At 39.4% G+C, this 22,276-nt stretch carries 20 protein-coding genes; 2 read left to right on the forward strand and 18 right to left on the reverse strand.

What is annotated here, in order from left to right; translation table 11 throughout:
* Window positions 1-25: 25 nt before the first annotated feature.
* The 4 genes from SOM16_RS21890 to SOM16_RS21905 all read right to left on the reverse strand — a co-directional run bounded on the left by SOM16_RS21890 (window position 26) and on the right by SOM16_RS21905 (window position 4,386).
* Window positions 26-1,417, reverse strand: coding sequence for a DASH family cryptochrome (locus SOM16_RS21890; RefSeq protein ID WP_320466130.1), 1,392 nt, complete (start codon window positions 1,415-1,417; stop codon window positions 26-28).
* 380 nt (window positions 1,418-1,797) lie between these two features.
* Window positions 1,798-2,475, reverse strand: coding sequence for a DUF4142 domain-containing protein (locus tag SOM16_RS21895; protein ID WP_320466131.1), 678 nt, complete (start codon window positions 2,473-2,475; stop codon window positions 1,798-1,800).
* Window positions 2,476-2,595: 120 nt separating this feature from the next.
* Window positions 2,596-3,435: an ion transporter gene (locus SOM16_RS21900; protein WP_320466132.1), complete on the reverse strand. Its 840-nt coding sequence runs from the start codon at window positions 3,433-3,435 to the stop codon at window positions 2,596-2,598.
* Between the two features lie 99 nt (window positions 3,436-3,534).
* Window positions 3,535-4,386 (reverse strand): SDR family oxidoreductase, encoded by an 852-nt coding sequence (locus SOM16_RS21905; protein WP_320466133.1) that lies wholly within the window; start codon window positions 4,384-4,386, stop codon window positions 3,535-3,537.
* 177 nt (window positions 4,387-4,563) lie between these two features.
* On the opposite strand from SOM16_RS21905, the gene SOM16_RS21910 reads away from it, so the two are divergent.
* Complete coding sequence (locus SOM16_RS21910; protein WP_320466134.1) at window positions 4,564-5,253, forward strand: DUF481 domain-containing protein; 690 nt, start codon at window positions 4,564-4,566, stop codon at window positions 5,251-5,253.
* A gap of 4 nt (window positions 5,254-5,257) precedes the next feature.
* Here SOM16_RS21910 and SOM16_RS21915 read toward each other — a convergent pair whose 3' ends face one another.
* Complete coding sequence (locus tag SOM16_RS21915) at window positions 5,258-5,890, reverse strand: hypothetical protein (protein ID WP_320466135.1); 633 nt, start codon at window positions 5,888-5,890, stop codon at window positions 5,258-5,260.
* A gap of 318 nt (window positions 5,891-6,208) precedes the next feature.
* Between SOM16_RS21915 and SOM16_RS21920 the strand changes: the two genes are divergently transcribed.
* Window positions 6,209-6,415 carry a hypothetical protein gene (locus SOM16_RS21920; protein WP_320466136.1) on the forward strand — a complete coding sequence of 69 codons (207 nt, stop codon included), beginning with the start codon at window positions 6,209-6,211 and terminating at the stop codon, window positions 6,413-6,415.
* A gap of 115 nt (window positions 6,416-6,530) precedes the next feature.
* On the opposite strand, the gene SOM16_RS21925 is transcribed toward SOM16_RS21920, so the two are convergent.
* The 13 genes from SOM16_RS21925 to SOM16_RS21985 all read right to left on the reverse strand — a co-directional run bounded on the left by SOM16_RS21925 (window position 6,531) and on the right by SOM16_RS21985 (window position 22,194).
* A complete protein-coding gene (locus SOM16_RS21925) occupies window positions 6,531-7,832 on the reverse strand; it encodes a PepSY-associated TM helix domain-containing protein (protein WP_320466137.1) in 1,302 nt (433 codons plus the stop codon).
* Between the two features lie 30 nt (window positions 7,833-7,862).
* Window positions 7,863-9,104 carry a DUF4374 domain-containing protein gene (locus SOM16_RS21930; RefSeq protein ID WP_320466138.1) on the reverse strand — a complete coding sequence of 414 codons (1,242 nt, stop codon included), beginning with the start codon at window positions 9,102-9,104 and terminating at the stop codon, window positions 7,863-7,865.
* Window positions 9,105-9,122: 18 nt separating this feature from the next.
* Window positions 9,123-11,510 (reverse strand): TonB-dependent receptor, encoded by a 2,388-nt coding sequence (locus SOM16_RS21935; RefSeq protein ID WP_320466139.1) that lies wholly within the window; start codon window positions 11,508-11,510, stop codon window positions 9,123-9,125.
* A 286-nt stretch (window positions 11,511-11,796) separates the two neighbouring features.
* Entirely contained in the window at window positions 11,797-12,495 is a 699-nt protein-coding gene (locus SOM16_RS21940) for a sulfite exporter TauE/SafE family protein (RefSeq protein ID WP_320466140.1), read from the reverse strand.
* Window positions 12,495-12,929: a FixH family protein gene (locus SOM16_RS21945; protein ID WP_320466141.1), complete on the reverse strand. Its 435-nt coding sequence runs from the start codon at window positions 12,927-12,929 to the stop codon at window positions 12,495-12,497. Before SOM16_RS21945 ends, SOM16_RS21940 begins: the two co-directional genes overlap by 1 nt.
* A 12-nt stretch (window positions 12,930-12,941) precedes the next feature.
* Window positions 12,942-14,306 (reverse strand): cytochrome c oxidase accessory protein CcoG, encoded by a 1,365-nt coding sequence (gene ccoG / locus SOM16_RS21950; RefSeq protein WP_320466142.1) that lies wholly within the window; start codon window positions 14,304-14,306, stop codon window positions 12,942-12,944.
* Window positions 14,290-15,261 carry a cbb3-type cytochrome c oxidase N-terminal domain-containing protein gene (locus tag SOM16_RS21955; RefSeq protein ID WP_320466143.1) on the reverse strand — a complete coding sequence of 324 codons (972 nt, stop codon included), beginning with the start codon at window positions 15,259-15,261 and terminating at the stop codon, window positions 14,290-14,292. Before SOM16_RS21955 ends, ccoG begins: the two co-directional genes overlap by 17 nt.
* Window positions 15,248-15,430, reverse strand: a complete 183-nt coding sequence (locus tag SOM16_RS21960; RefSeq protein WP_320466144.1) for a hypothetical protein — start codon at window positions 15,428-15,430, stop codon at window positions 15,248-15,250. Before SOM16_RS21960 ends, SOM16_RS21955 begins: the two co-directional genes overlap by 14 nt.
* Window positions 15,431-15,434: 4 nt before the next feature.
* Complete coding sequence (gene ccoN / locus SOM16_RS21965) at window positions 15,435-17,573, reverse strand: cytochrome-c oxidase, cbb3-type subunit I (protein WP_320466145.1); 2,139 nt, start codon at window positions 17,571-17,573, stop codon at window positions 15,435-15,437.
* 71 nt (window positions 17,574-17,644) lie between these two features.
* Window positions 17,645-17,824 carry a cbb3-type cytochrome oxidase assembly protein CcoS gene (ccoS, locus tag SOM16_RS21970; protein WP_154283014.1) on the reverse strand — a complete coding sequence of 60 codons (180 nt, stop codon included), beginning with the start codon at window positions 17,822-17,824 and terminating at the stop codon, window positions 17,645-17,647.
* Window positions 17,825-18,017: 193 nt separating this feature from the next.
* Window positions 18,018-20,408 (reverse strand): heavy metal translocating P-type ATPase, encoded by a 2,391-nt coding sequence (locus tag SOM16_RS21975; protein ID WP_320466146.1) that lies wholly within the window; start codon window positions 20,406-20,408, stop codon window positions 18,018-18,020.
* An 11-nt stretch (window positions 20,409-20,419) separates the two neighbouring features.
* Window positions 20,420-21,766 carry an oxygen-independent coproporphyrinogen III oxidase gene (hemN, locus tag SOM16_RS21980; RefSeq protein ID WP_320466147.1) on the reverse strand — a complete coding sequence of 449 codons (1,347 nt, stop codon included), beginning with the start codon at window positions 21,764-21,766 and terminating at the stop codon, window positions 20,420-20,422.
* The gene (locus SOM16_RS21985) at window positions 21,766-22,194 is read right to left on the reverse strand and encodes a lactate dehydrogenase (RefSeq protein ID WP_320466148.1); all 429 of its coding nucleotides are present in this window, start codon (window positions 22,192-22,194) and stop codon (window positions 21,766-21,768) included. Before SOM16_RS21985 ends, hemN begins: the two co-directional genes overlap by 1 nt.
* Between the last annotated feature and the right edge of the window lie 82 nt (window positions 22,195-22,276).

Consider the following 22,276-nt stretch of genomic DNA (forward strand, 5'->3'; position numbering starts at 1 on the left):
CAGTGAAGAATATAGATGATAACAATTAAACGGCTACTTTTTGTATCAGGTTAATGGCTCTACTCCACTTTTTATATACCTCAATCGGTGTAGGATAAGCAGGAATGTCGAATTCCCACGGTACTAAAACTTCAATATCACTCCTATCCGAAAGTTCAGGAATCCACTTGCGAATAAAGTCTTGTGCCTTATATTTATTAGATTGATGCACAGGATTGGTATACCAAATCTCAAATGCCTGCATATGCCAGTTCATCCAGTTCGAACTAACATCATAATCAATTAATTTAGCTTCAAAATAAGCGGCACCCCAGGTCCAGTCTATTCTTAAATCATGCACAAAATAGCTAGCACAATTCACCCGGCCACGGTTACTCATATAGCCGGTTTGGTTCAATTGCCGCATGTGCGCATCAATAAAAGGGATTCCTGTATTACCCTCACACCATTTTTCAAACTTCAGTGGATCATTTTCCCATTCGATATTCTTGTTTTTGTAGCCCTTTGTTTTAAAGATAGCATTTCCAAAACGCATGCCTTTAAATGTAAAATAATCTCTCCATACCAATTCGAAAACCAACCACCAGGTGCTTTGATTTTTTTTAATTTTTGCTTCGTAATCTTTTACCTTCGAGTATATTTCGCGTGCGGAAATACAACCTAACGCCAGATATGGTGAAAATTTTGAACTGTAGTCTAAGCCATCCGATTTATTCCTACTCCATCTGTACCCAGTTAAAAGCTCAGATTTGAAAGTATAATATTCCAATCTTTCCAAAGCCGCAGTTTCGCCACCCTCCACAAGTGGCTTTGAATTTCCATACTCATCTTTAGTAAAACCGTAAGCGCTATAGGTTGGAATTTTTTTCGTTTTAATTTTTTTTACACCATTTAGATTTGTAGGCGTTTTAAAAGCAGTACGGGGCTCGGTATGGGTACCAACAGGAATTCTATAGGCCTTACTGGTGAGCGGAATTTTAGCAATCTCAAAAGGGATGTCATCTTTATGATAAAGTGTTTTACCCCAGAAAAAATGAAAATTGATATCAGGAAGCGTATTAACCACCTGGTTAGCCAGGTTAATTTCATAACTCGCATATTCCTCTTCAGCATAAATATCTGTGATATCATATTCCTCAATCAACATTGGTATAGTTTCAAGTGCAGAAATTTCACCCACAACTAAATGACCACCAACAGCTTCCAGGCGCTTTCTTAAATCGAGAATGGCCTGCTGCATAAACTTAAACCGGTTAACATCTACCCTTCTAAACCCAAGTTCTTGTTTATCAAAGTCTTTTTTTTCAATACAAAAACAAAAAATCAGGTCATCACATTCTTCCTGAGCCCGAAATAACGCCTCATTATCATGTAGTCTTAAATCATTCTTAAACCAAACCAATCCGCGTTTCGCCATTTATAAAACTTTACAACTATTTATGAGATATTTTTTTGCAGGTATTTAGAATGAATAATAATGATATAAAAGTGCAGAGTGAAGATACATTTATGGTATTTTTCTGATGCGGATAAAAAACCGTATCCTAATGATTCTACAACGTTCATTTAACATTAGCTACGCTAAATAAGTGTATTTGTATTGAACAGCATACGATCTATTAATTTTTCTATAGCTAAAGAGACTTCAATATCGAGGTTTTATTGCAGATTCTGAAGCAAGTTTAAGACGACCGTTTTAACCCACCGTTCAAGCAAATGCCAAATACTAAGTTGTGTGTATTAAACATGACTATGAACGGCAGCTAATTCGTGAGAAATAAATTTCCTTTAGGTAACTTATTGATTAAAGGTGTTGGCCTGCTTAAGATGCGCTTTCAGTTTAGGAAGTTGTTTCGATGCATACTTTCTTACCGCAGCATCAGCTGATTTTGCAGCCTCTTCAAATAAAGCAATAGCTTTCTGATGATCGGCAATCATTGCAACGATATAGGCCTGATCTAACGCAGAACCATTCATTTTTCTTAAATCTTCTACCAATCTCAACGTTGCTTCCTCTTCATTAACAGCTGTACCTGCCATGCCGGTAGTTTTCGAGTTGCCTGCAGCTTCTGGCTTATTTTGATTCCTGGTGGTATCTTTCATGTTTTCAGGGGCAGAATCCACACGTCCATCTGGCCGCAAATTGCCAGGCAAAGTACTCATCGGGAAAGTAACATTTTTAGCTTTAGCGAGCATCTTCAACTCTTCATTTGCTTTAGTATGATCATCAATAATCATTTTGGCATAAGCCTTTATTTTAGCATCTGTAGATCTTTCGTTAGCTACACCACTTAACTGCACCTCTTTCATGCCCATTAATTTCGCCTGCCTGATAAAATCTTCTAACGGAATATCTGCTTTTCCGGCATACTGCACAACTGGCTGTTTATCACTGGCCAATGCTATTTGATCGAAACTCGAAATGGATAATAGAACAACAGCAGTTTTTGCTAGAGTAGAGATGATATTTTTCATAATTGCTTTCTTTAATCTTAAGATACAACCACATTCGGCTAAGAAAAGTTTCAGCAATTGTAAACCAGATTATAGCTCCCATTCGATAAAAAAGGCCGAACAGTAACACCGAATCCTAAATTACCGATACAATGAGGAACCGCAAAATTTGCAGAATAATGCGTCACTATCATGCCCTTCCCTGCTGCAACTCGGACAAGATTCTGGCATTTCCTTTTTTTGTTTTGCTGCAAGCGCAATATCATGTGTAATAATTCCGGTAGGTACAGCGATAATGGCATAGCCAATTAGCATCACCACAGATGCAACAAATTTCCCCATAGGCGTAATTGGAGAGATATCGCCATAACCAACAGTAGTAATGGTTACAATGGCCCAATAAATACTTTCTGGAATGTTGGAAAAGCCATTTTCCTTCTTTTCTACCAGGTACATAATCGAACCGAGAATTACCGTTATCGTAAGTACGGTGAGCAAAAAAATGCTTATTTTCCTTAAGCTATTTTTTAGTGCATGAGTTAAGAAATTAATCTCGGTTAGGAATTGGCCAAGTTTAAAAATTCTAAATACCCGCAGCAACCGCAGCGCCCTGAACACCAGTAGTGATTGAGCACCAACAAAAAAGATACTGAGATATGACGGGAGCAGCGAAATCAAATCAATTATGCCTAGCGGACTCCATACAAACCGAAATGGTTTTCTGATGCTTACCAGTCTAAGCATATATTCAACGGTAAATAAGGCGGTAAAAATCCACTCCAGTGTATTAAACAATCGTCCATATTTTAAATGGATGCCTGCCACACTATCCATCATAATAATAATGATGCTAGTGAAGATAGCGATGAGCAAACCGACATCGAAAGCTTTTCCGGCAGGTGTGTTTGATTCGTAAATGATCTCATGAAGTTTAAAACGCCAATCGGTGTTCGGATCTGGATTACTATTTTTCTCGCTCACTTAATTATAGAAATTTGGTTTTTAATAGGTTTTAAAGAAGGGGAATAACCTTCAGGAAGTTCCCCCAGATATAATAATACCTATTTTTTGTGGATAAACCTAGCCATTTACCACTTCTCCACCATTTACATGAATAACCTGGCCGGTAATAAACGATGCATCTTGACAGGCCAGGAAAACGTAGGCAGGTCCGAGTTCGGATGGCTGCCCCGCCCTTTCCATGGCTGTTTCAGCGCCGAAAGATTTAATTTTTTCCTCATCAAACGTAGATACGATTAAAGGTGTCCAAACCGGACCTGGTGCAACAGCGTTTACACGGATTCCGGATTTCGCCAGGTTGGTAGCCAGTGACCGGGTGAATGATGTGATAGCCCCTTTTGTTGAAGAATAATCAATTAAGTTAGGTGAGGATCGGTATGCCGTTACAGAGGTGGTATTGACGATACAATCTCCTGCCTTAAGATATTTCAATGCTGCATTTGCAAAGTAGAAATAGCCAAATATATTCGTTCTAAAAGTATCTTCGAGCTGTTGCTCATCAATTTTTTCAGGATCTTTTTGAGGAACCTGCATCCCCGCATTGTTAACCAGAACATTGATCTTACCAAATTCCTTAACTGTTTTCTCTACCGCTTCATTGCAGAATTCAGGTTTCTTTACATCACCTTTAATTAATAAGCATTTACGGCCTTCCTGTTCAATTAATTCTTTTGCTTTTTCGGCATCTATGTCTTCATCTAGATAGACAATGGCAACATCTGCACCTTCACGGGCATAATGTACCGCAACCGATCGGCCGATTCCACTATCACCGCCAGTTACGAGCGCTACCTTTTCCTGCAGTTTTCCTGAACCTTTGTAGTTATCTCTGATTACTTCCGGAGCCGGGTTCATCTCCGCTTCGATTCCTGGTTGCTTATCTTGTTTTGCTGGTGTCTTTTGCTTTTTCATGTATGTCGGATTTTAAATTAATCTTGATAATAAAATAACATGAAAATTGAAAACATGGTTTTGGTTATAATTTGTTTGGTGGTTGTGTCGAATATTAATCATTTAAAAAAATCTCAAACATCGAATGCATAATGCTGTTAGAATGAGATGCGGCTAACTTTACTTTTGATCTTAGGCATGCTTTTCCACATCGAACTGAAAGCACAATACAGCGATTCTACACAGTATCATATCCTACTTTCCTCTACCGGCTCTATCAACCGAACCAACGAAGACAAAGCTTATCTGCTAAACAATTCACTGAATTTGGGAATGAAAAAGAAGGCATTCGTTTTAAATTCATCTTCCAGCTGGCTTTATGGAAAACAAAATAACAGCCTGAGCAACAATGATTTTTCCAGTACGCTAAACTTCAATCTTTATAAAACGTTTCCCCACTTTTACTACTGGGGATTAGTAAACTACAACACAAGTTATTCTTTAAAACTAAAAAACCAATTGCTTGCCGGCGGCGGAATTGCCTATAGTATACTGGATCGTCCAAATGCGTACGTAAACCTGAGTGATGGAATTTTGTTTGATCAAAGTAGCCTGATTGTTGGCGAAAGTTACAATACCTACCGGAATTCCTTAAGGCTTCAATATCATTTTCAAATCAAAGAAATTATTGTGATAGACGGCAGTCACTTTTTGCAGAACTCATTTGACAGGAAAGGTGATCATATTATCAGATCAGCAACTTCCGTAGGTTTAAAGTTAAGAAAATGGATTAGCCTGACAACTGCACTAAACTATAACAGGTTAAATATTACCGATCGGGAGAATCTTAACCTCACTTATGGATTAAGTATTGACAAGTATTTTTAATGAATTAGCTATCTAATTGGAGGTTTTTCTTTGTAAGGGGATATCGTGTTGACAAGAAACTTTCCATAGCAGCACAAAATGTTGGATAGCATGCATTTTTACTTAGATTTTCTACCATTTGAGCATGACTAATAACGCCGGACCCTTTATTTTCGGCTATTAATTCTGCAATAAAAATTACGGTATCCCAAACGCCATCCATCAGGAAAAAATCGAATGCTTTTAAAATGGTGTTCCATTGGGTATGAAGCGGGCGAAGTAAAAAGTGCCTGGAAACCGGAAGCAAGTGTTTGCTAAAACGTTCATAATCTTCGCCACAACCCTCGGTAACCATCATGGCCGCATCTGCAGGAAAATTAATCTTCTCTATGCCGATAATTTCCTTTCCATGTTTATAAATACTGGCTGCACAAACGGAAGAAATATCAATTAAGGCTAAGTGATCATAGATCTTTGGATGCATGGTTTTTTTAGCATCTCTAATAAATTTTAATCCGGTGATACCATTTTTACCATCCGATTTTGGATGAAGATCTATATGTAAAAGTTCAAATTCCTGCTGAAAATTTAACGCCATAACATAATGTGCCGCCTCAGTAACAAAATACCGGAGATCGAGCATAGGCGTATGTTCCACTTGCTGAAAAGATAATATAGAAAGTTGCAAAAGTATAGTTGTTCGGTTTCGTTTATGCCAGGATATTTTGAATACCAAAGCAAAGCTCAAATTTAACATTTTACCGCAATGCACAGGACATTTAAAAGTAGATTTTGTTCAGTCGAAGTGCTTATCTACTGTATAACAGCTGATAAAAATAACCCACCTTCATTATCTTAAAAATGTTGAAAATTCTTTTAAATTCTAATCAGCTGTAAATCAACAAATAAACCTATTTAGTAAAAAGCTGTTGATAAAAGCATTATTCATTTAATATTCAAATGATAATTTTGTGTTATGGCAAATTTAAACGTGAGAAAATCAATACAAACCAAGATAGAATCTTTAAGTAAAGAGATTGAAAATCTGCAGTCAGAATTAGTAAAATGGGAAAAAATTGCAGCTGAATATGAAGTTAATTCTGAAAGCATAGATTTGATCTTATCTATACAACAACCAGAAAAAGCCGAAGGTGGACGGGCAAAGAAAGCAAAGCAAGTGTAACAGAATAAAGAAGGCTGCAAGATCAATTTAGATCGATCTTGCAGCCTTCTTTATAATGTTCTTTTTGTAAAATGAAATGATTCTGAATCAAGTTGAGGATGACCATCCAGGATACCTAACTTACTACATTCTCCATTTTCCTTACAGGTATTTTAGCCCTTGGCTTACCATTCTGTGGAGGATTTGATCCTTCCGTTTTTAAAGGTTCCTTAGCCTTCCCTTTTTTCTTAAACTTGCGGCCATACCAGATTAGAAAACCCGTGATTGGTAAACTTGCTCCAATTAGGGAAGCCAGGAATGCGAGCACTTTCCCCGGGAAACCCAAGATACTGCCTACATGAATATCATAATTCATCTTTCTCAGCTTGCCGCCAAAACCTGAATCCTCGTAAGGCACTGAATACACACCTTTACCTTTCAATTCCTGAAGCGTATGTTGATCAAAGGCATAACTTTGATTGTTATAGAACTGACCTTTAGTAGGATAAACGGTTACATTAATTACAGCTTTTGCTTTAGAGGTGTCAGGAAAAGTATAATAAAAACCTTCCGATTTAGGATGTTTTTTAATGACAGTGTTCCAGGCTAAATCCATCGCTTTCGCTGGCGTATAGAATTTCCCAACTTGTAAAGAATCAGATGCTAAGCGATCAAACTCCCCTAACTTTTCTCCACCGCTGGTTACCCAATATAAACCTTCACTATACCACCTGATGCCATATACCATTCCGGTTAAGGCAATAAATAATAAGAATATAAGCGAATAAAAACCAAGTACATTGTGCAAATCCAAATTCACACGTTTAAATGATGCACCCCATTTAATTTTAAAACTTTTATCGCGGGTAGATTTGTTCCATTTTTTAGGGTACCACCAGATTAAACCCGTAATCAGTAAAACCACAAAGATCAGCGTGCCATAATTCACAATTGGTCGGCCAATGGCAAAAGGCAACCAAAGAAAACGGTGACCGTTAAGGATAAAGCGAAAGAAATCTACCTGGCCTTTCTTGTGCACCACTTTACTAATCACTTCGCCCGTGTAAGGGTTAATGGTTAACGTTGTTCCTCCCCCCCGGCGGCCTTCTTCCTTTGCACCTTTCAAATTTAAGTTAATGGCCCTTCCCTGTTGATAGTTGGCGTAGACTGGCATTTTATCGGGGAACACACTGGCTGCAATAGCGGTGAGCTGACCAGGTGTAATTACTGGTTTATTTTGTTTTTCAATTTTGGTTTCAGGTTCCAGTAACCCGGTAATCTCTTCATTAAAAACCCAAATGCAACCGGTTAAGCAAACAATTAAAACAATAACACCAGATGCCAGTCCCAGCCAAAGGTGTAGCCATTTGTTAATTCTGGTAAATTGCGAATCTTTCCCTTTTTTCTTCGCCGGGTTGGTGTTATTTACTGTTGCCATTGTCTTGTTGATCGAAATAAGAATCTTTAATTAATATTGAAGTGCGTTAATTGCAGTGATTGTACCACCCTCAACCTTTAAGCCTTTTTTTGCCACTGCAATATCTGCGTCGAAAACATAAACATAACTTCCTTCGCTCGCTGTAGTGATCCCGATATAACCCGTTCTACCATCTCTTGGGGCATAATTATTTATCGTGGTTGTTTTGGTTATATCATTAGGCACGCCTGTTACCCATTTAAATGTTTTATTAATTACATCTACAATGGCAAATTTTCTAGCTAAGCCCTCTAATGAATTTGGCTGAGGATACATTTGCACCACAAACTTGCCCATGCCTACATAGCTTTGTCCGGCCATATGATGTCCGCCAGAAAGTTCTTCTACATTAAAGAAATAGCTTTTATCAAATTCTGTTGTGCCTTTATTAATTCGAATCACCGCAGATGGATTTTTGGAAGTAGGCTTGCTGGAGTTGGTGGCAGAAGCATAAGAAAAGGCATATGCATCGCCATTTTCTATCTCGACTAAGCCATTCGTAAAATACGCACCAATAAAACTGGTACGATTATCCTTAATTACCTTTTCCAGTTTTAATTCCGGATAGCTGTAAACCGCTACCCACGAACTATCAGGATAGGCAGTACCAAAAGCATCAGGTGCAGCACCTTTAATGCTCATATAGGGCATAAAAAGCTTCTCGCCAACCTGCGTTGCCCAGGTAAAATGTGCGCGCTCACCATTTCCGGCAAGTTTTACAATGTTGACTTGCTGCTCGCCTACAATCTGGTATTTCCGGGCATCAATTTTAAAAAAACTAGAAAATTCATTTCCAGATCTCGGAATTTTAGCCAGGAAAATATCATCCTTAACTGGTGCGAAAAGTTGAACAGTTTCCGTTTGAAAATTGGTTAGCTTATTTAGCTTTCCGGTTGCATCCAGTCGGTATGTGGTTACCGCTCCTGGATTTCCTTGTCCGTATAACAAACTGAAAAATCGGTTTCTATGGGTTAAATAGTAACGATAAGAACCATCTTGCTCAATACCATTTCCTTGTGTAGTCACCGTACCCTCATCTAAACTATTTGCAGTTAAAAGATAATCAGCAATGCCCGATGTACCAATTGGTGTTGCGGAGATGATAAATTTCGTTGCTCCGGTAAGCTCGTTATCCACGTCTACAACTTCTGAAGAGTCCAGTTCTTTATCGCAAGCCGCAAACAAAGCGACGAAGGATAAACCTAAAAATGGAAGTAAATATTTAGTTTTCATATTCGTATTTCTTAAAATTTATGATTTGTTGCTACTGAAAAAATACCTCACTTTAGCATAAAACGCCCTTCCTGGTTTTTGTAAAGAAAAGTTATCATAGATGCGGTTGTTCACGAGGTTTTTGCACTCCAAACCAATGTTGAATTTGCCACCGCCTAATGTATAAACTGCATTAACATCCTGCATCCATTGTCTCGGAATATCATATTTCGTATCGGCAGTACCCTGACTTGGCCATGAAAGGTAATAAGCATGAACGTACAATACATTATAGCCAAGGGTTAAAGTATTGCCTTTTTTGCCAACGTTATTAAAGAAAAGTGAGGCATCTGCATTACCAAAAAGATAAGGCATGTTTGGAATGCGATCCTTGTACAAAGGACTTTCCATGGTTTGCCCCTGCTCAAAACGGGTATTGTTTCTTAAGTTCTGGTAAGTTAGATTCACCCCTGCAGTAAATAACTGCTTGTAAGAATAACGCACTTCAGATTCAAAACCCAAATTGGTTACATCAGCCAGGTTACCATTTACCTGCTTGGTTTGATTATTATTTAATTGCGGCCTGATAAAGTCTTTCGCATCGCGATACATCACGTTACCATCAAAGCTAAAACGATGAATTTGATTTAGCTGCGCCTGATAGCTGAAACCCAGGTTATAGTTGTTACTTTGCTCAGGTTTCAGGTTAATATTCCCTTCAAGGTTTAATAAATCGCCAAAAAGTTCGTCAGTTTCCGGTAGTCTGTAACTCTTCTCAAAAGAGGCCTTCAACTGGAAGTTAGGTACGATAAAATAAGTTGATGCAATGCCGTAACCCGTTTTGCTATAACTGTTTTCCTGCTGAAGATACGCTACATCGCCCCAGTTGCCGCTTGGATTATAACTTTGTGCATATTTATTAGATTGATAAAATTGCTTGGCGAAAACAGAGGTATTCCATTTCTCTGAAGGACTGAATTTGTAACCCAAACCTAAAACGTTCTTATTGTTTTTACGTGGCTGCTCATAACTCTGGCTCTGTGGAAAAAGCTCGTCAGATCCTTTTCTGTTAAATGAATTGTAAACATTATTTAAAGAGAAGGAATGTTGCTCATTAATGGTATAAGTTAGGTTTGCCGTGGCCAGACCATTGTTGTTACGGAATTTATACATCGAACGCTCACGCTCACTTCCTGCTCCGGGATATTCTTTATATTCCTGGAACCAGTTGTAACGGCGATATACTGTATCAATATTTTGTTCGGTACCAAAGTTGAAGTTACCATTAACGCGAAGATCAAGCCCTTTTACAAACAAATCTTTCTTTTGGTATTTTACAGTTGGCATTAAAATGCTTCCCCTCCTATGCCAGTCGCCGAAAACGCTCACCATCCTGGCGCCTGTTTGCACCTCCGAGTAGTTTTTTCCAACCGTTAAGCCAAACATTAACTGATCTGCGAATGATTTGTTTACCACCCCGGCACTTGCAATTAAGGTTTCGTTGTGATAGGTATCATTGAACCTTTTAACCACCTGGTTTCTAAAGTATCTACCATCAAAAGAAGCCACATCTGTAGTCACTTTATAATCGTTATCGGAATAGTTCTGAAAAGCATTTAACTGTACTTTGAAACCTGATTTTGAAGTATAACCCGCGTTAACGGCTGATTTATGCGTATTAAAAGAACCATAAGAATAAGAGGCATCTACATAACTACCTGTGCTATTATCGGTTACGATATTAATAGCTCCTCCCAATGCATCTGAGCCCAACCAAACCGGAACCACTCCTTTATATACCTCTACACGTTGTGCCAGGTTAATTGGAATATTGTTGATCTGGAACGATGACCCAAAATTATCCATGGGTACACCATCAATAAAAAACTTTACCTGCCGTCCTGTAAACCCGTTCAAAGAAAAATCCATTCTAGAACCTAGTCCCCCAGCCTCTCTCACGCGAACACCAGATACTCGATCCAGTGCATGAGAGATATCTAAAGTACTGTTATGTAGCTTTTTGGCATCAATAGAGGTCACATTAAAAGCCTGTCGGTTTACCTGCTGATTCGCTGTTCTGCCAATCACGTTTACCGTTTCCATATCTTCTGAAGATTCGGCAAGACTGAAGCTTAATTTGTTGTCTTGATTTTCAGCGACATTTATTTCTTTTTTGATCGTTTTGAAACCAACGGCAGATATCTGGATTTGATAATTTCCAGCTTTAACGTTAGCGATGCTAAAACTTCCATTCTCGTCCGTTACGGTGCCGTAAGTAGTTTTTTGGATTTTAATAGTGGCGCCCGGAACAGGCCCGCCAGAAGCACTTTTGATTTGCCCTGAGATACCGGAAACCCGGTTTTGAGCGAAGGTAAAAATTACACAGGCACATAGTATGCCCAATAGCAAAATTTTCTTAATTTGCATGACTTTTAATGGAGATTAAAGGTTACCCGGTTTTCCGGTAGCCACACGGGTCTGAACCGTGTGGCATTTTTTTGATCCCGCAAATATAAGCCCTATTTAGATCAAGTCCAAATAAGATTTGATTAATTTGGGTACTTTATCCTTTTAGTACTGCAACAAAGTCGATGCATATGATCTTGCCAAATTAACAAGCTGTTGGTCAGGCAAGTTGAAGCAAAAAGTTAAAATGCATTTCTGCTCTTCAAAACTTTTTTGTAAAAGAAAATAAGGAATCAAAAACGGCAGCTCACTTACAATCTATTGCCTTTCCATAAAAGCCTGTTGGCGCAGGAGAAATATATGGAATACCAAGATTTGCAGACCTGATAATAAGCAATAATCCCATGGCTAACATGAACCAGGGTATAAGTTTTTGGGTATTAAAGGCAATATATCTTTTGATGAAAATTCCACCCAGAGAAACCATGAGCAAGAGTGGCGTGGTGCCAATGCCGAATAGAAACATAAAAATGCCGCCATCCGTGAAGTTTCCAGTATTAAGGGCGGTGGCCAGCGCCAGGTAAACCATTCCACAAGGGATAATTCCATTTAAAGCGCCAGCGAAAAAGCCCCAGAGCGGCAACTGAAAAACATAACCCATTAATTTGCTGATCGGGCGTAGTAAATGATTTTGTAAGGTAGAAAACCGCTTTACATATTTTGGTACAAATTGCAACGATGTGAAAGTGATTAATAAAATACCGATGATGGTACTTAAAGTCTGCTGATTACTAAATACCGTGATCGTTCCTCCCAAAATTCCCACTAACATTCCGAGCAAACTATAAATGAGAATTCTTCCAAACTGATATAAAAGCAGCTGCACGGCAGCACCAGAAATATTTTGCTTTTGAAAAGGCATGCCTAGCATAATCGGTCCGCACATTACAGCGCAGTGCAAACTGCCGAACAGGCCCATTAAAAATGCAAGCGGCAGGAAATCCATTATAACGTGAGGTTAGTTTTATAGAAAAAATCTTTCTCTTTACTTTGCCACTGAATCTGGAGAAACCAAAGCCCCTTTTGCAAATGGATCCTATCTACCAAGATCAAATGTTCCGCTCCGATGGTTTTTCCTTCCAGTTTCAGGTCTGCTGCTTTGTTTGAGGGGCGCATAAAAACTAAATGATAAGTGGCACTATCTTTCATACTGATGATTAATTGTTCTTCGCTCACCACTATTTTGGGTTGCGCATCTTCATTTAGCATATTTTGTTCTGCGTTATAAATTGAATTATAGGTAATCCCCTTTTCATAATAATCTTCGTCTACCAACGCATCACCATCGTGTTTCATAAACATATAAACCACCATGGCCATAATGAACAGCATAAAACAACCCATTCCTAATAAAATCTTACTTCCCCAATTCATATTCATCTGTTGATTATTTTAATGATTATCTGGCTGTGCGAAGAAGTTCGTATTGGCCATGCTTAATACCTTCCCATCTACCACAACCTCGAAGGCGGCATCCATTTTATATGCTGTAATGTTTTTATTATTCCTGATTAGAAAAAAAGTAATCTGCGCAGAGCCATCCTTTGGAAGCACATTGGCGGCCTGGATAAATTCAATTTTATCTTGATGATTTTTAGCCCTGAATGTAAACCGCACTTTTTGATTGGTTTTATTAATCAATTCTGCATTGTACAGATTACTGGTTTGGTTCTCGCCTCTACCTTGATAGAGTGTGCCACTGGCTCTCAAAACAGTGGTTTCTATCGCCTCCCGTTTGTAAATCAATGCAGAGAAAACCATAAATACCACAAACAGTACAGCGGCATAACCATATGCTTTGAACCCGATTTTAAAAGGCTTCTGTGCGCTAATGTAATCCTGATTATAAAATCCAATCAGCCTTTCGGGCTTATTCATTTTTAGCATTACCTCATCACAGGCATCAATACAGGCAGTGCAGTTTACGCATTCCATTTGCGTTCCTTTTCTAATGTCGATACCCGTTGGGCAGACCTGAACGCACAAGCCACAATCTACACAATCGCCTTTCTTTTCTGCAGCAACATGCCTTTGGATTTTCCCCCTGGGTTCTCCCCGATTAGAATCATAAGCCACGATGAGGCTCTGATTATCCAATAAAACGCCCTGTAGCCGTCCATAAGGGCAAATGACGATACAAACAGCTTCCCTTAAATAAGCAAAGACTCCGTAAAAAATTAGGGTAAAAAGCCAAATGGAAATGAAACCGGAAACATGTTGATTAACTGGTTCTATAATAATTTTGAAAAGTTGATCAGAACCAATGAGGTAGGCCAGGAACGTATTGGCAATGGCAAAGGAAATCAGCAGAAAAATAAAATGCTTAGCACCCTTTTTAAAAATCTTTTCTTTATTCCAATTTTGCGCATTTAGTTTTTTCTGATGCTGGGCATCACCTTCAATCCAGTATTCTATTCTCCGGAAAACCATTTCCATAAAAATGGTTTGCGGACAGGCCCAACCACACCAGAGCCTGCCCAGAACAACGGTAAAGCAAACAATAAAAATGACAAAAATGAGCATCGCCAGGGCAAAGAGATAGAAATCTTGTGGGGTGAAAATAAGTCCGAAGAATACAAATTTACGGGCTATAAAATTTAACAATACCCACTGTTCGCCATTCATTTTTAAGAAAGGACAGGCGAATAAAAGCAATAGCAAAGCATAACTTACCCGCTTGCGGTAAGTATACAGTTTCCCTGAAGGTTTTTTAGGGTATAAAAAACGCTTGCTATTGTCTTTATCTTTCTGTAGCATCTTTGGCTTTCAAACTATCTGCCGGTTCTTTCATGGCATTATCCTGTGGATTTTTCTCTGCATACTTTTCTCCCTGAGCTGCTTTCGCGCTTGCCGGATTTGTTCCTGCCAGGGTTAAAATAAAGTTTGCTACCGCGCTAATTTGTTTAGGGTTAAGGTTTTTCTCCCAGCTAATCATTCCTTTTTCCGGCACGCCGTATTTTATGGTTTTGAACACGTTATTAATGCCACCGCCATGAAGCCAGAATTCATCGGTTAGGTTCGGGCCAATAAGTCCCTGGCCTTTGTCGCCGTGACATACCTTACAGTTTGCTTCGAAGATGTTTTTACCTTCCGCCAGAACAGCCTCTGTATTATCAACTTTTACTGTTGTCTCGTCTATTGCATTTGCAGACTTTTGAAGATAAGCAGCTTTTTCAATCTTTGCCTGCGCCATTTCATTTTCGTATTCCTGATCCTGAAGATCGCCATAACCACCAATGTGATAATAGAACAGGTAGGCAAAAGCGATAATCATCGTTCCAAAGAAAAGGTAGTTAAACCAAGCCGGAACGGGATTATTCAGCTCCTTGATTCCATCGTAAGCATGGTCTATTTCCAATTCCTTCTCCTGTTCCATTGGTTTTAAACTCAATAGCTTTTCCCAGATGGAGGCACCTTTTTTCTTTCCTTTTAACCAGTCGTCGTAATTTAATGGTTCAGCTTTAAGGGGCGCCTGATAAGGAGTTGGGTGGAGTTGTTCCTGGTACATTACTTTGAAAGCATTGAGTAAGGTAACCGATACAAAGACCAGAACAACAAGAAATAATAGCAGAACAACAATCAACATTTCAGTCTGCGATAATCCTAATGAGGGTTCAGAGGACTGAACAGTTTCGACCATCGTTTTCTTATCATCAGCAAAAACAGCAAGCTGAATAACTAATAATAAGGTAAATAGGCTAATCTTCTTCATGCGCGGTAGATTGATTTTCTGTGAGCGGCAATTCGCTCATTACTTCGATATGTTTTTTATTTAATTTGAGAAGATAAATGCCTACGATAATGAAAAACACCATAAACATAATCAGCGAACTGATGAGGTAAAGCTCTCCTCCGGCCAGGTCTTTTATTTGATTGAACATAAATTTAATTGGTTGGAATTTTCTCTTTATTTGCTTTAATATCAGTACCTAAACGTTGCAGATAAGCAATGATGGCCACAATCTCCCGATCGCTTTTCACCTTGATATTATTTTGCTTCAATTCGGCCGAAATCTTTAAAGCCTGAATGTTAAGGTCTTCATTTGCCTGTTGATCATAACCAGCTGCATAAGGTACACCAAGCATTTGCATCGCTCTAATTTTGCTTGCAGTGGTGCTGATATCCAGTTTCTGGTCTACTAACCAAGGATAAGGTGGCATAATACTTCCTGGCGACATTGATGTCGGATCTACCAGGTGATTAAAATGCCAGGCATCAGAATATTTACCTCCAATGCGGTGCAAATCTGGCCCCGTACGCTTACTGCCCCATAAAAACGGGTGATCATATACAAATTCTCCAGCTTTGCTATATTCACCATACCGTTCAGTTTCTGAGCGGAAAGGGCGAACGGTTTGAGAATGACAGTTTACACAACCTTCGCGGATGTATAAATCTCTCCCCTGTAGCTCTAGCGCCGAATAAGGTTTTACACTAGCAATAGTTGGCACATTCGATTGAATGGTAAATGTAGGCATCATTTCCACCATCCCGCCAATCAGGATAATGATCAATGAGAACACCATAAACTTTATCGGCTTACGCTCTAACACCCTGTGCCAGGCTTTATCTGCAGCAGAATGATCTACAATTTCTTTCGTTAAAGGCATGGCTTCGGCTGGCTCATTAGCAACCAGCTTTGCACTCCTCATGGTTTTCACCAGGTTATAAGTCATGGCAATTACACCCGCCAGGTACAAGGCACCCCCTATTGACCGTAAGATGTGCATAGGGATAATTTGCAAAGTGGTAGCGAGGAAGTTTGGATATTTTAACAAGCCTTCTGCAGTAAATTCTTTCCACATTAAACCCTGCGTAAAACCTGCCCAATACATGGGGATGGCATAAAAAAGAATCCCCAGGGTACCAATCCAGAAATGAAAGCCTGCTAATTTTTTAGAATATAACTCTGTTTTGTAAATTCTAGGGATTAACCAATACAAAACGCCGAAAGTTAAGAATCCGTTCCAGCCTAATGCGCCTACGTGTACGTGAGCCACGATCCAATCGGTAAAGTGTGCTACACCGTTGATTTGTTTCAGGGAAAGCATGGGTCCTTCGAAAGTTGCCATCCCGTAGGCTGTTAAGGCCACTACCATAAATTTCAGCGTAACATCTTCCCGCACTTTGTCCCAGGCACCACGAAGGGTGAGTAAACCGTTAATCATTCCGCCCCAGCTTGGCGCAATTAGCATAATGGAAAAGGCTACGCCTAAAGACTGCGCCCAACCTGGTAATGAGGTGTACAATAAATGGTGTGGACCTGCCCAGATGTAAATAAAAATCAGCGACCAGAAGTGAAGAATACTCAGTTTATATGAATACACTGGTCTTCCAGCCATTTTCGGCAGGAAGTAATACATCATGCCCAAATAAGGCGTGGTTAAAAAGAAGGCCACTGCATTATGTCCATACCACCATTGTACAAGCGCATCCTGAACGCCTGCATACACATAATAGCTTTTCAGGAAAGAAATTGGCAATTCAAATGAATTTACAATGTGCAATACCGCAATGGTAACGAAGGTGGCAATGTAAAACCAGATGGCTACGTATAAATGGCGTTCTCTCCTTTTAAAAATTGTACCGAACATATTCACACCAAATACAACCCAGATTATAGTAATGGCAATATCTATCGGCCATTCCAGTTCGGCATATTCGTGTGAGGTGGTGTAACCAAGCGGAAGGGTAATCACTGCGGATACTATAATTAGCTGCCAGCCCCAGAAATGAATTTTGCTTAAAATATCGCTAAACATCCTGGCTTTTAGCAGGCGTTGCAAGGAATAGTAAACGCCCATGAAAATAGCATTCCCCACAAAGGCAAAAATTACCGCATTGGTGTGTAAGGGTCTGATTCTCCCAAAGGTGGTGTATTGGTTGCCTAAATTCATTGCAGGTTTGAACAGCTGCATAGCGGCCAGCAAGCCTACGGTCATCCCGATAATCCCCCAAACGAGGGTGGCGATGCCGAAGTTTCTGACAATTTTGTTATCGTAAGTAAATCGCTCTAATTGCATAAACAGAAATGTTTTGTTTGTATTTATAATTCAAAGGTATCCTGCCCGGAGCAAGTAAAGGATGATGCGGCTTAGCTGGAAAAGTGATCTTCTTCACTTTTTTCTTCTGTTACTTCATCATCAAAAAGTATGCGTACACCAGGCGTGTAAACATCATCGTTCTGCCCGGTTTTAGCGGCCCAGATAAAAGCACCGAGAAAGATGAGTGCCATTAAAACACTGCAGCCTACCAAAAAATAAAGAATATTCATAAAGCTTTTCGATTAGTAATGTGTATTAGAATACCGTTTGAACAGTTTATTTTTGTTTTTAACCACCCCGCCCTTTGGGCACCACTCTAAAGGACGAGACACTTTTTTTAGGACGAGACAGGCGATCGTAATTCCCCTCTTTCAGAAGGGTGGTTGCAGACCGGGGTATAAAAAGCAGTAAATATTATCGAACTCAGATAAATAACTTGTTTTTACGGGCAAAAATCCGGGTGGCGAAAGTGGTGAAGCAAATAATCGTTACCGTACTGATTGGCATTAAAACCGCAGCAACCAAAGGATAAAGTGTGCCCTGAACAGCATAATAAATTCCGATGCTATTGTAAAGCGTGGCAATAACGAAGCTGGCTTTGATGATCTTGATTCCATCTTTACTTAAACCAATAAAGTTCGGCAATAAGCTGAGCGAATTGCCTTTTATAATGGCATCACAGCCCGGCGTAAAATTATTGATGTCGTCTGTAATGGCAATTCCGAAATTACTCTGTTTCAGCGCCCCGGCGTCGTTCAAACCATCACCCAACATCATTACGGTTTTTTCTTTGGCCTGTAAATTCAAAATCGCCTCTAATTTTTGGTGTGGACTTTGCCTTAACCTAATGGTGGTTTTTTCAGGGAAAATTGTACCAAGTTTTTTTTCATCTTTATCAGTATCACCAGAGCGTACCTGAAGATCAAACGACTGACCTAACGCATACATCAATGTATTTAATCCTGGTCTCCACTCCTGTTCAATTACAAAATTCCCGATATAAAGATCATCAATAACTACATGCACACTGCCAATAGCTTGCTGACGGGCGGCTTTTAAATTAGAAGACAGGCTTCCTGCATAAACATTGGCTCCATTGATCATCCCAGACAAGCCTTTTCCCGGAGTTTCAACATAGTTTTTGACCAAAAAAAACTCTTTAATATTTAATTCCTTCAAGATATGCCGGCTCAATGGATGCGAGGAATTTCTAAAAAGAGAAGCCAAAATTTGTTTCTCGAGATCACTAATCGATCCATTGAAGGAAACCGCAGCATTTTTCGTGGTGGTCAGCGTTCCAGTCTTATCAAAAACAATGGTATCACATTTCGCAAGCTGCTCCACTGCGTCTGTATTTTTAACATAAAAGCCTTTCTTATCAAAGACGGATAAAATTGCAGACAATGTGAAAGGCGTACTCAATGCCAGTACACAAGGGCAGGCTACAATAATTACTGCTGTAAAGGCCGACCAGGCCTTATGACTGTCTTGCTGAAAAAGCCAGTAAGCAGTAGCCGAAAAGGCAAGTATGAACACGCCTAAACTGAAATATTTCGCAATGCTATCGTTAAAGTTCTGCTTTAGAACATCATTTTTATAATGTTCGTGATTCCACAATCCGGTTAAATAACTTTGCGAAACGGGTTTGATCACTTCCAGTTCTATGGCCTCACCCGTTTGGCGACCGCCAGCATAAATTATTTCGCCCAAAACTTTGTGTACCGGATCAGATTCGCCCGTTACAAAACTCATATCCATCCAGGCATCACCTTTCATTAAAATGGCATCAGCCGGAACCAGTTCGCCATTTCGGATCCACAACCGATCGCCAATTTTTACATCATTAATAGAGACTGGCTTTTCTTTTCCATCATTTAATGTCGTAACCGCAATAGGAAAATATGAACGATAATCCCGATCGAAAGAAATGTGGTTGTAAGTACGTTGTTTCAGCCATTTCCCCATTAAGAGCAGGAAAACCAAGCCTGTAAGTGTATCAGCAAAACCCGGCCCGCTACTAAAAATGACTTCAAATGCTGTTCTTAAAAACAATACTGTAATGATCAGTGCCAGCGGTGTATCTAGGTTAATGTGTTTATGTTTGATACTGGTAATCGCGGATAGGAAATAATCTTTACCGCAATAAAAAGCTGCCGGAATAGAGAAAGCTAGGTTGAGCCAGCCAAACAAACTCTGAAACTGTTTTTCGAAGCCAGACAAACCAAAATATTCTGGAAAGCTAAAAAGCATCACATTGCCCATTAAAAAGCCAGCAACAGCAATTTTCAAAATCAGGGTTTTATCTAATCCATTCTGGTGTTCTTTCACCACATCCTGAAGACTAATCAAGGGTTCATAACCTACCTGTATTAATGTTTCCACCAGTTGTCGTAAAGAGATTTCTTCATGATTAAAAGTGATGCTTACCTGCTTCCTGATGAAGTCAATTCTCGAGCTGAATATTGCAGGATTAATTTTATATAAATGCTCAAGTAACCAGATACATGAACTGCAGTGAATAGCTGGGATATAAAAAGTTATAATACTTGAATCTTTATCTTTATAATCAATTAACTGTGCAATAATGGATGGCTCATCCAGATATTCTAATCTGGCTTCCTGCTTAAACCGCTGACCAGGATTTTGGTTATACGCATAATAATTACAAAGGTTATTTTCTGCTAAGATCTGGTAAACGCCTTTGCATCCGGCACAGCAAAAGTCTTTATCTTCAAATTGATAAGTTACTTCAGGCAAATCCTCACCACAATGATAACAGATAGATTGGAGTGCGGTTTCATGTCGTTCTTTCATGGTTTAAAACTTTAAATGGCAGCACTGAATATTTTGGTTGCAGGTTGTTTAGCCCATAGCTTTTCATCGAAAGCCATACAGATATTTCTCAGAAATGATTTACCAGCATGAGTTACACGAACTTCTTTGTCGGTTACCTGAACCAATCCATCTGCTATTAGCGGAGATAGCCTCTCATATACTTGCTTTGGAATTTCATGAATATAGGAGGTGATTTCCCGGCACATCACGTTCAAAATGTGCTGACGGATCTCCAGATCCTCATTTGACAGCAGATGTCCTTTTTCAACAGGCAATTCACCTTCGTTAACACGCTCCAGATAAGCTTCTACTGTTTTAGGGTTTTGGGCAAAAGCATTCCAGCCGTCGCTAATAGAAGAAACACCCAATCCAATTAATAAATGCGTATGCTGATCGGTGTAGCCCATGAAATTTCTGTGTAGCTGATGTTTCTGGCTGGCTATACAAAGCGAATCATTATTAAGGCCAAAGTGATCCATACCAATATCGTGATAGCCCACATCCATCAACATCCTTTTACCCAATTGGTAAAGCGCAAATTTCTCATCACCAACCGGAAGATCTTTTTCTGTATAATGTCGTTGGCCGGGCTTGAGCCAGGGCACATGTGCATAACTATAAAAGGCAATGCGGTCTGGCCGCATCTGAATTACTTCTTTAAGTGTACTACTTAATCCACTGATATTCTGAAAAGGTAAACCATAAATCAAATCAAAATTTATAGAAAGGTAACCCATTTTCCTGGCTTGCTCCGTAACCGTAAGAACCTGCTTTGGCGTTTGAAATCTATTAATCATCAATTGCACTTTCGGATCAAAATCCTGAATCCCGAGACTAAGTCTTTTGAAACCCAACTCATACAAAGTTTCTAGATGGATCAAGGTGGTATTGGCTGGATGGGCTTCAAAGGAAAGTGAAGATTCGGGTGTCAACACCGCATGGTCTAGGATACCTGCAATCAAAGTGTGTAAATTTTCTGGGTGAAAGAAAGTTGGCGTACCACCGCCTAAATGCAGTTCCTTTATTTTCGGTTGCTCCCCTAATAGGTTCAAATACATCTTCCACTCTGCCAAAACAGCTTCGATGTATGGCATTTCTACCGCATGATTTTTAGTGATCCTGGTATTGCATCCACAGTAAGTACATAAACTTTCGCAAAATGGCAGATGAATATAAAGACTTATCCCTTCTTCATGATGCTGAGCGTAGATTTGCTGAACAGACTTCTGCCATTTAGCTGCGCTAAAACTCTCGCGATCCCAATATGGTACAGTTGGGTAACTGGTGTATCGCGGTGCAGCAACATTGTATTTCTTTAAAAGGGCAGCTGTTTCCATTATTTCAATACTTTAACCACAGCACAATTATTTTGACAACAACAGGCTTTGCCGACGCATTTTCCAGACGACCACTGATCAAGATTTTTAATCACCTGTTCCATTCGGGATTTTGGATCCTGGTTTCCATCAAGCAAGGGCACATTGGCTACCTTCATGCCAGCACGACCGGCCGCCAGCAAATCCAGGTGATTGGTTTCCGAGGATGAAGTTGCAATATATTTGATGCCTATTGCTTTCAATCCGTTTATCATCTCTGCAGTCAAGTCGTCTTGATTAAACACGAGCAACGCCTCCTTACCTGTAGCGAAAGATAAAGTATCTATCGTTAAACTATTGGCAATTATCGTAATATCATGTTTTTTATAATTGGCGAGCACCAGCCATTCTTTCTCGGCAGCTTTAATGTTATATGCGATTGCTTTCATGTACAAATTTTCTTGTACACAAAAATAAAGCAGCCATCACCCAGATAGGATGAGGCTGCTTAGACTAAAAAGTGACGTTAAT

Source organism: Pedobacter sp. CFBP9032 (genome assembly GCF_034045265.1).
Taxonomy (GTDB): domain Bacteria; phylum Bacteroidota; class Bacteroidia; order Sphingobacteriales; family Sphingobacteriaceae; genus Pedobacter.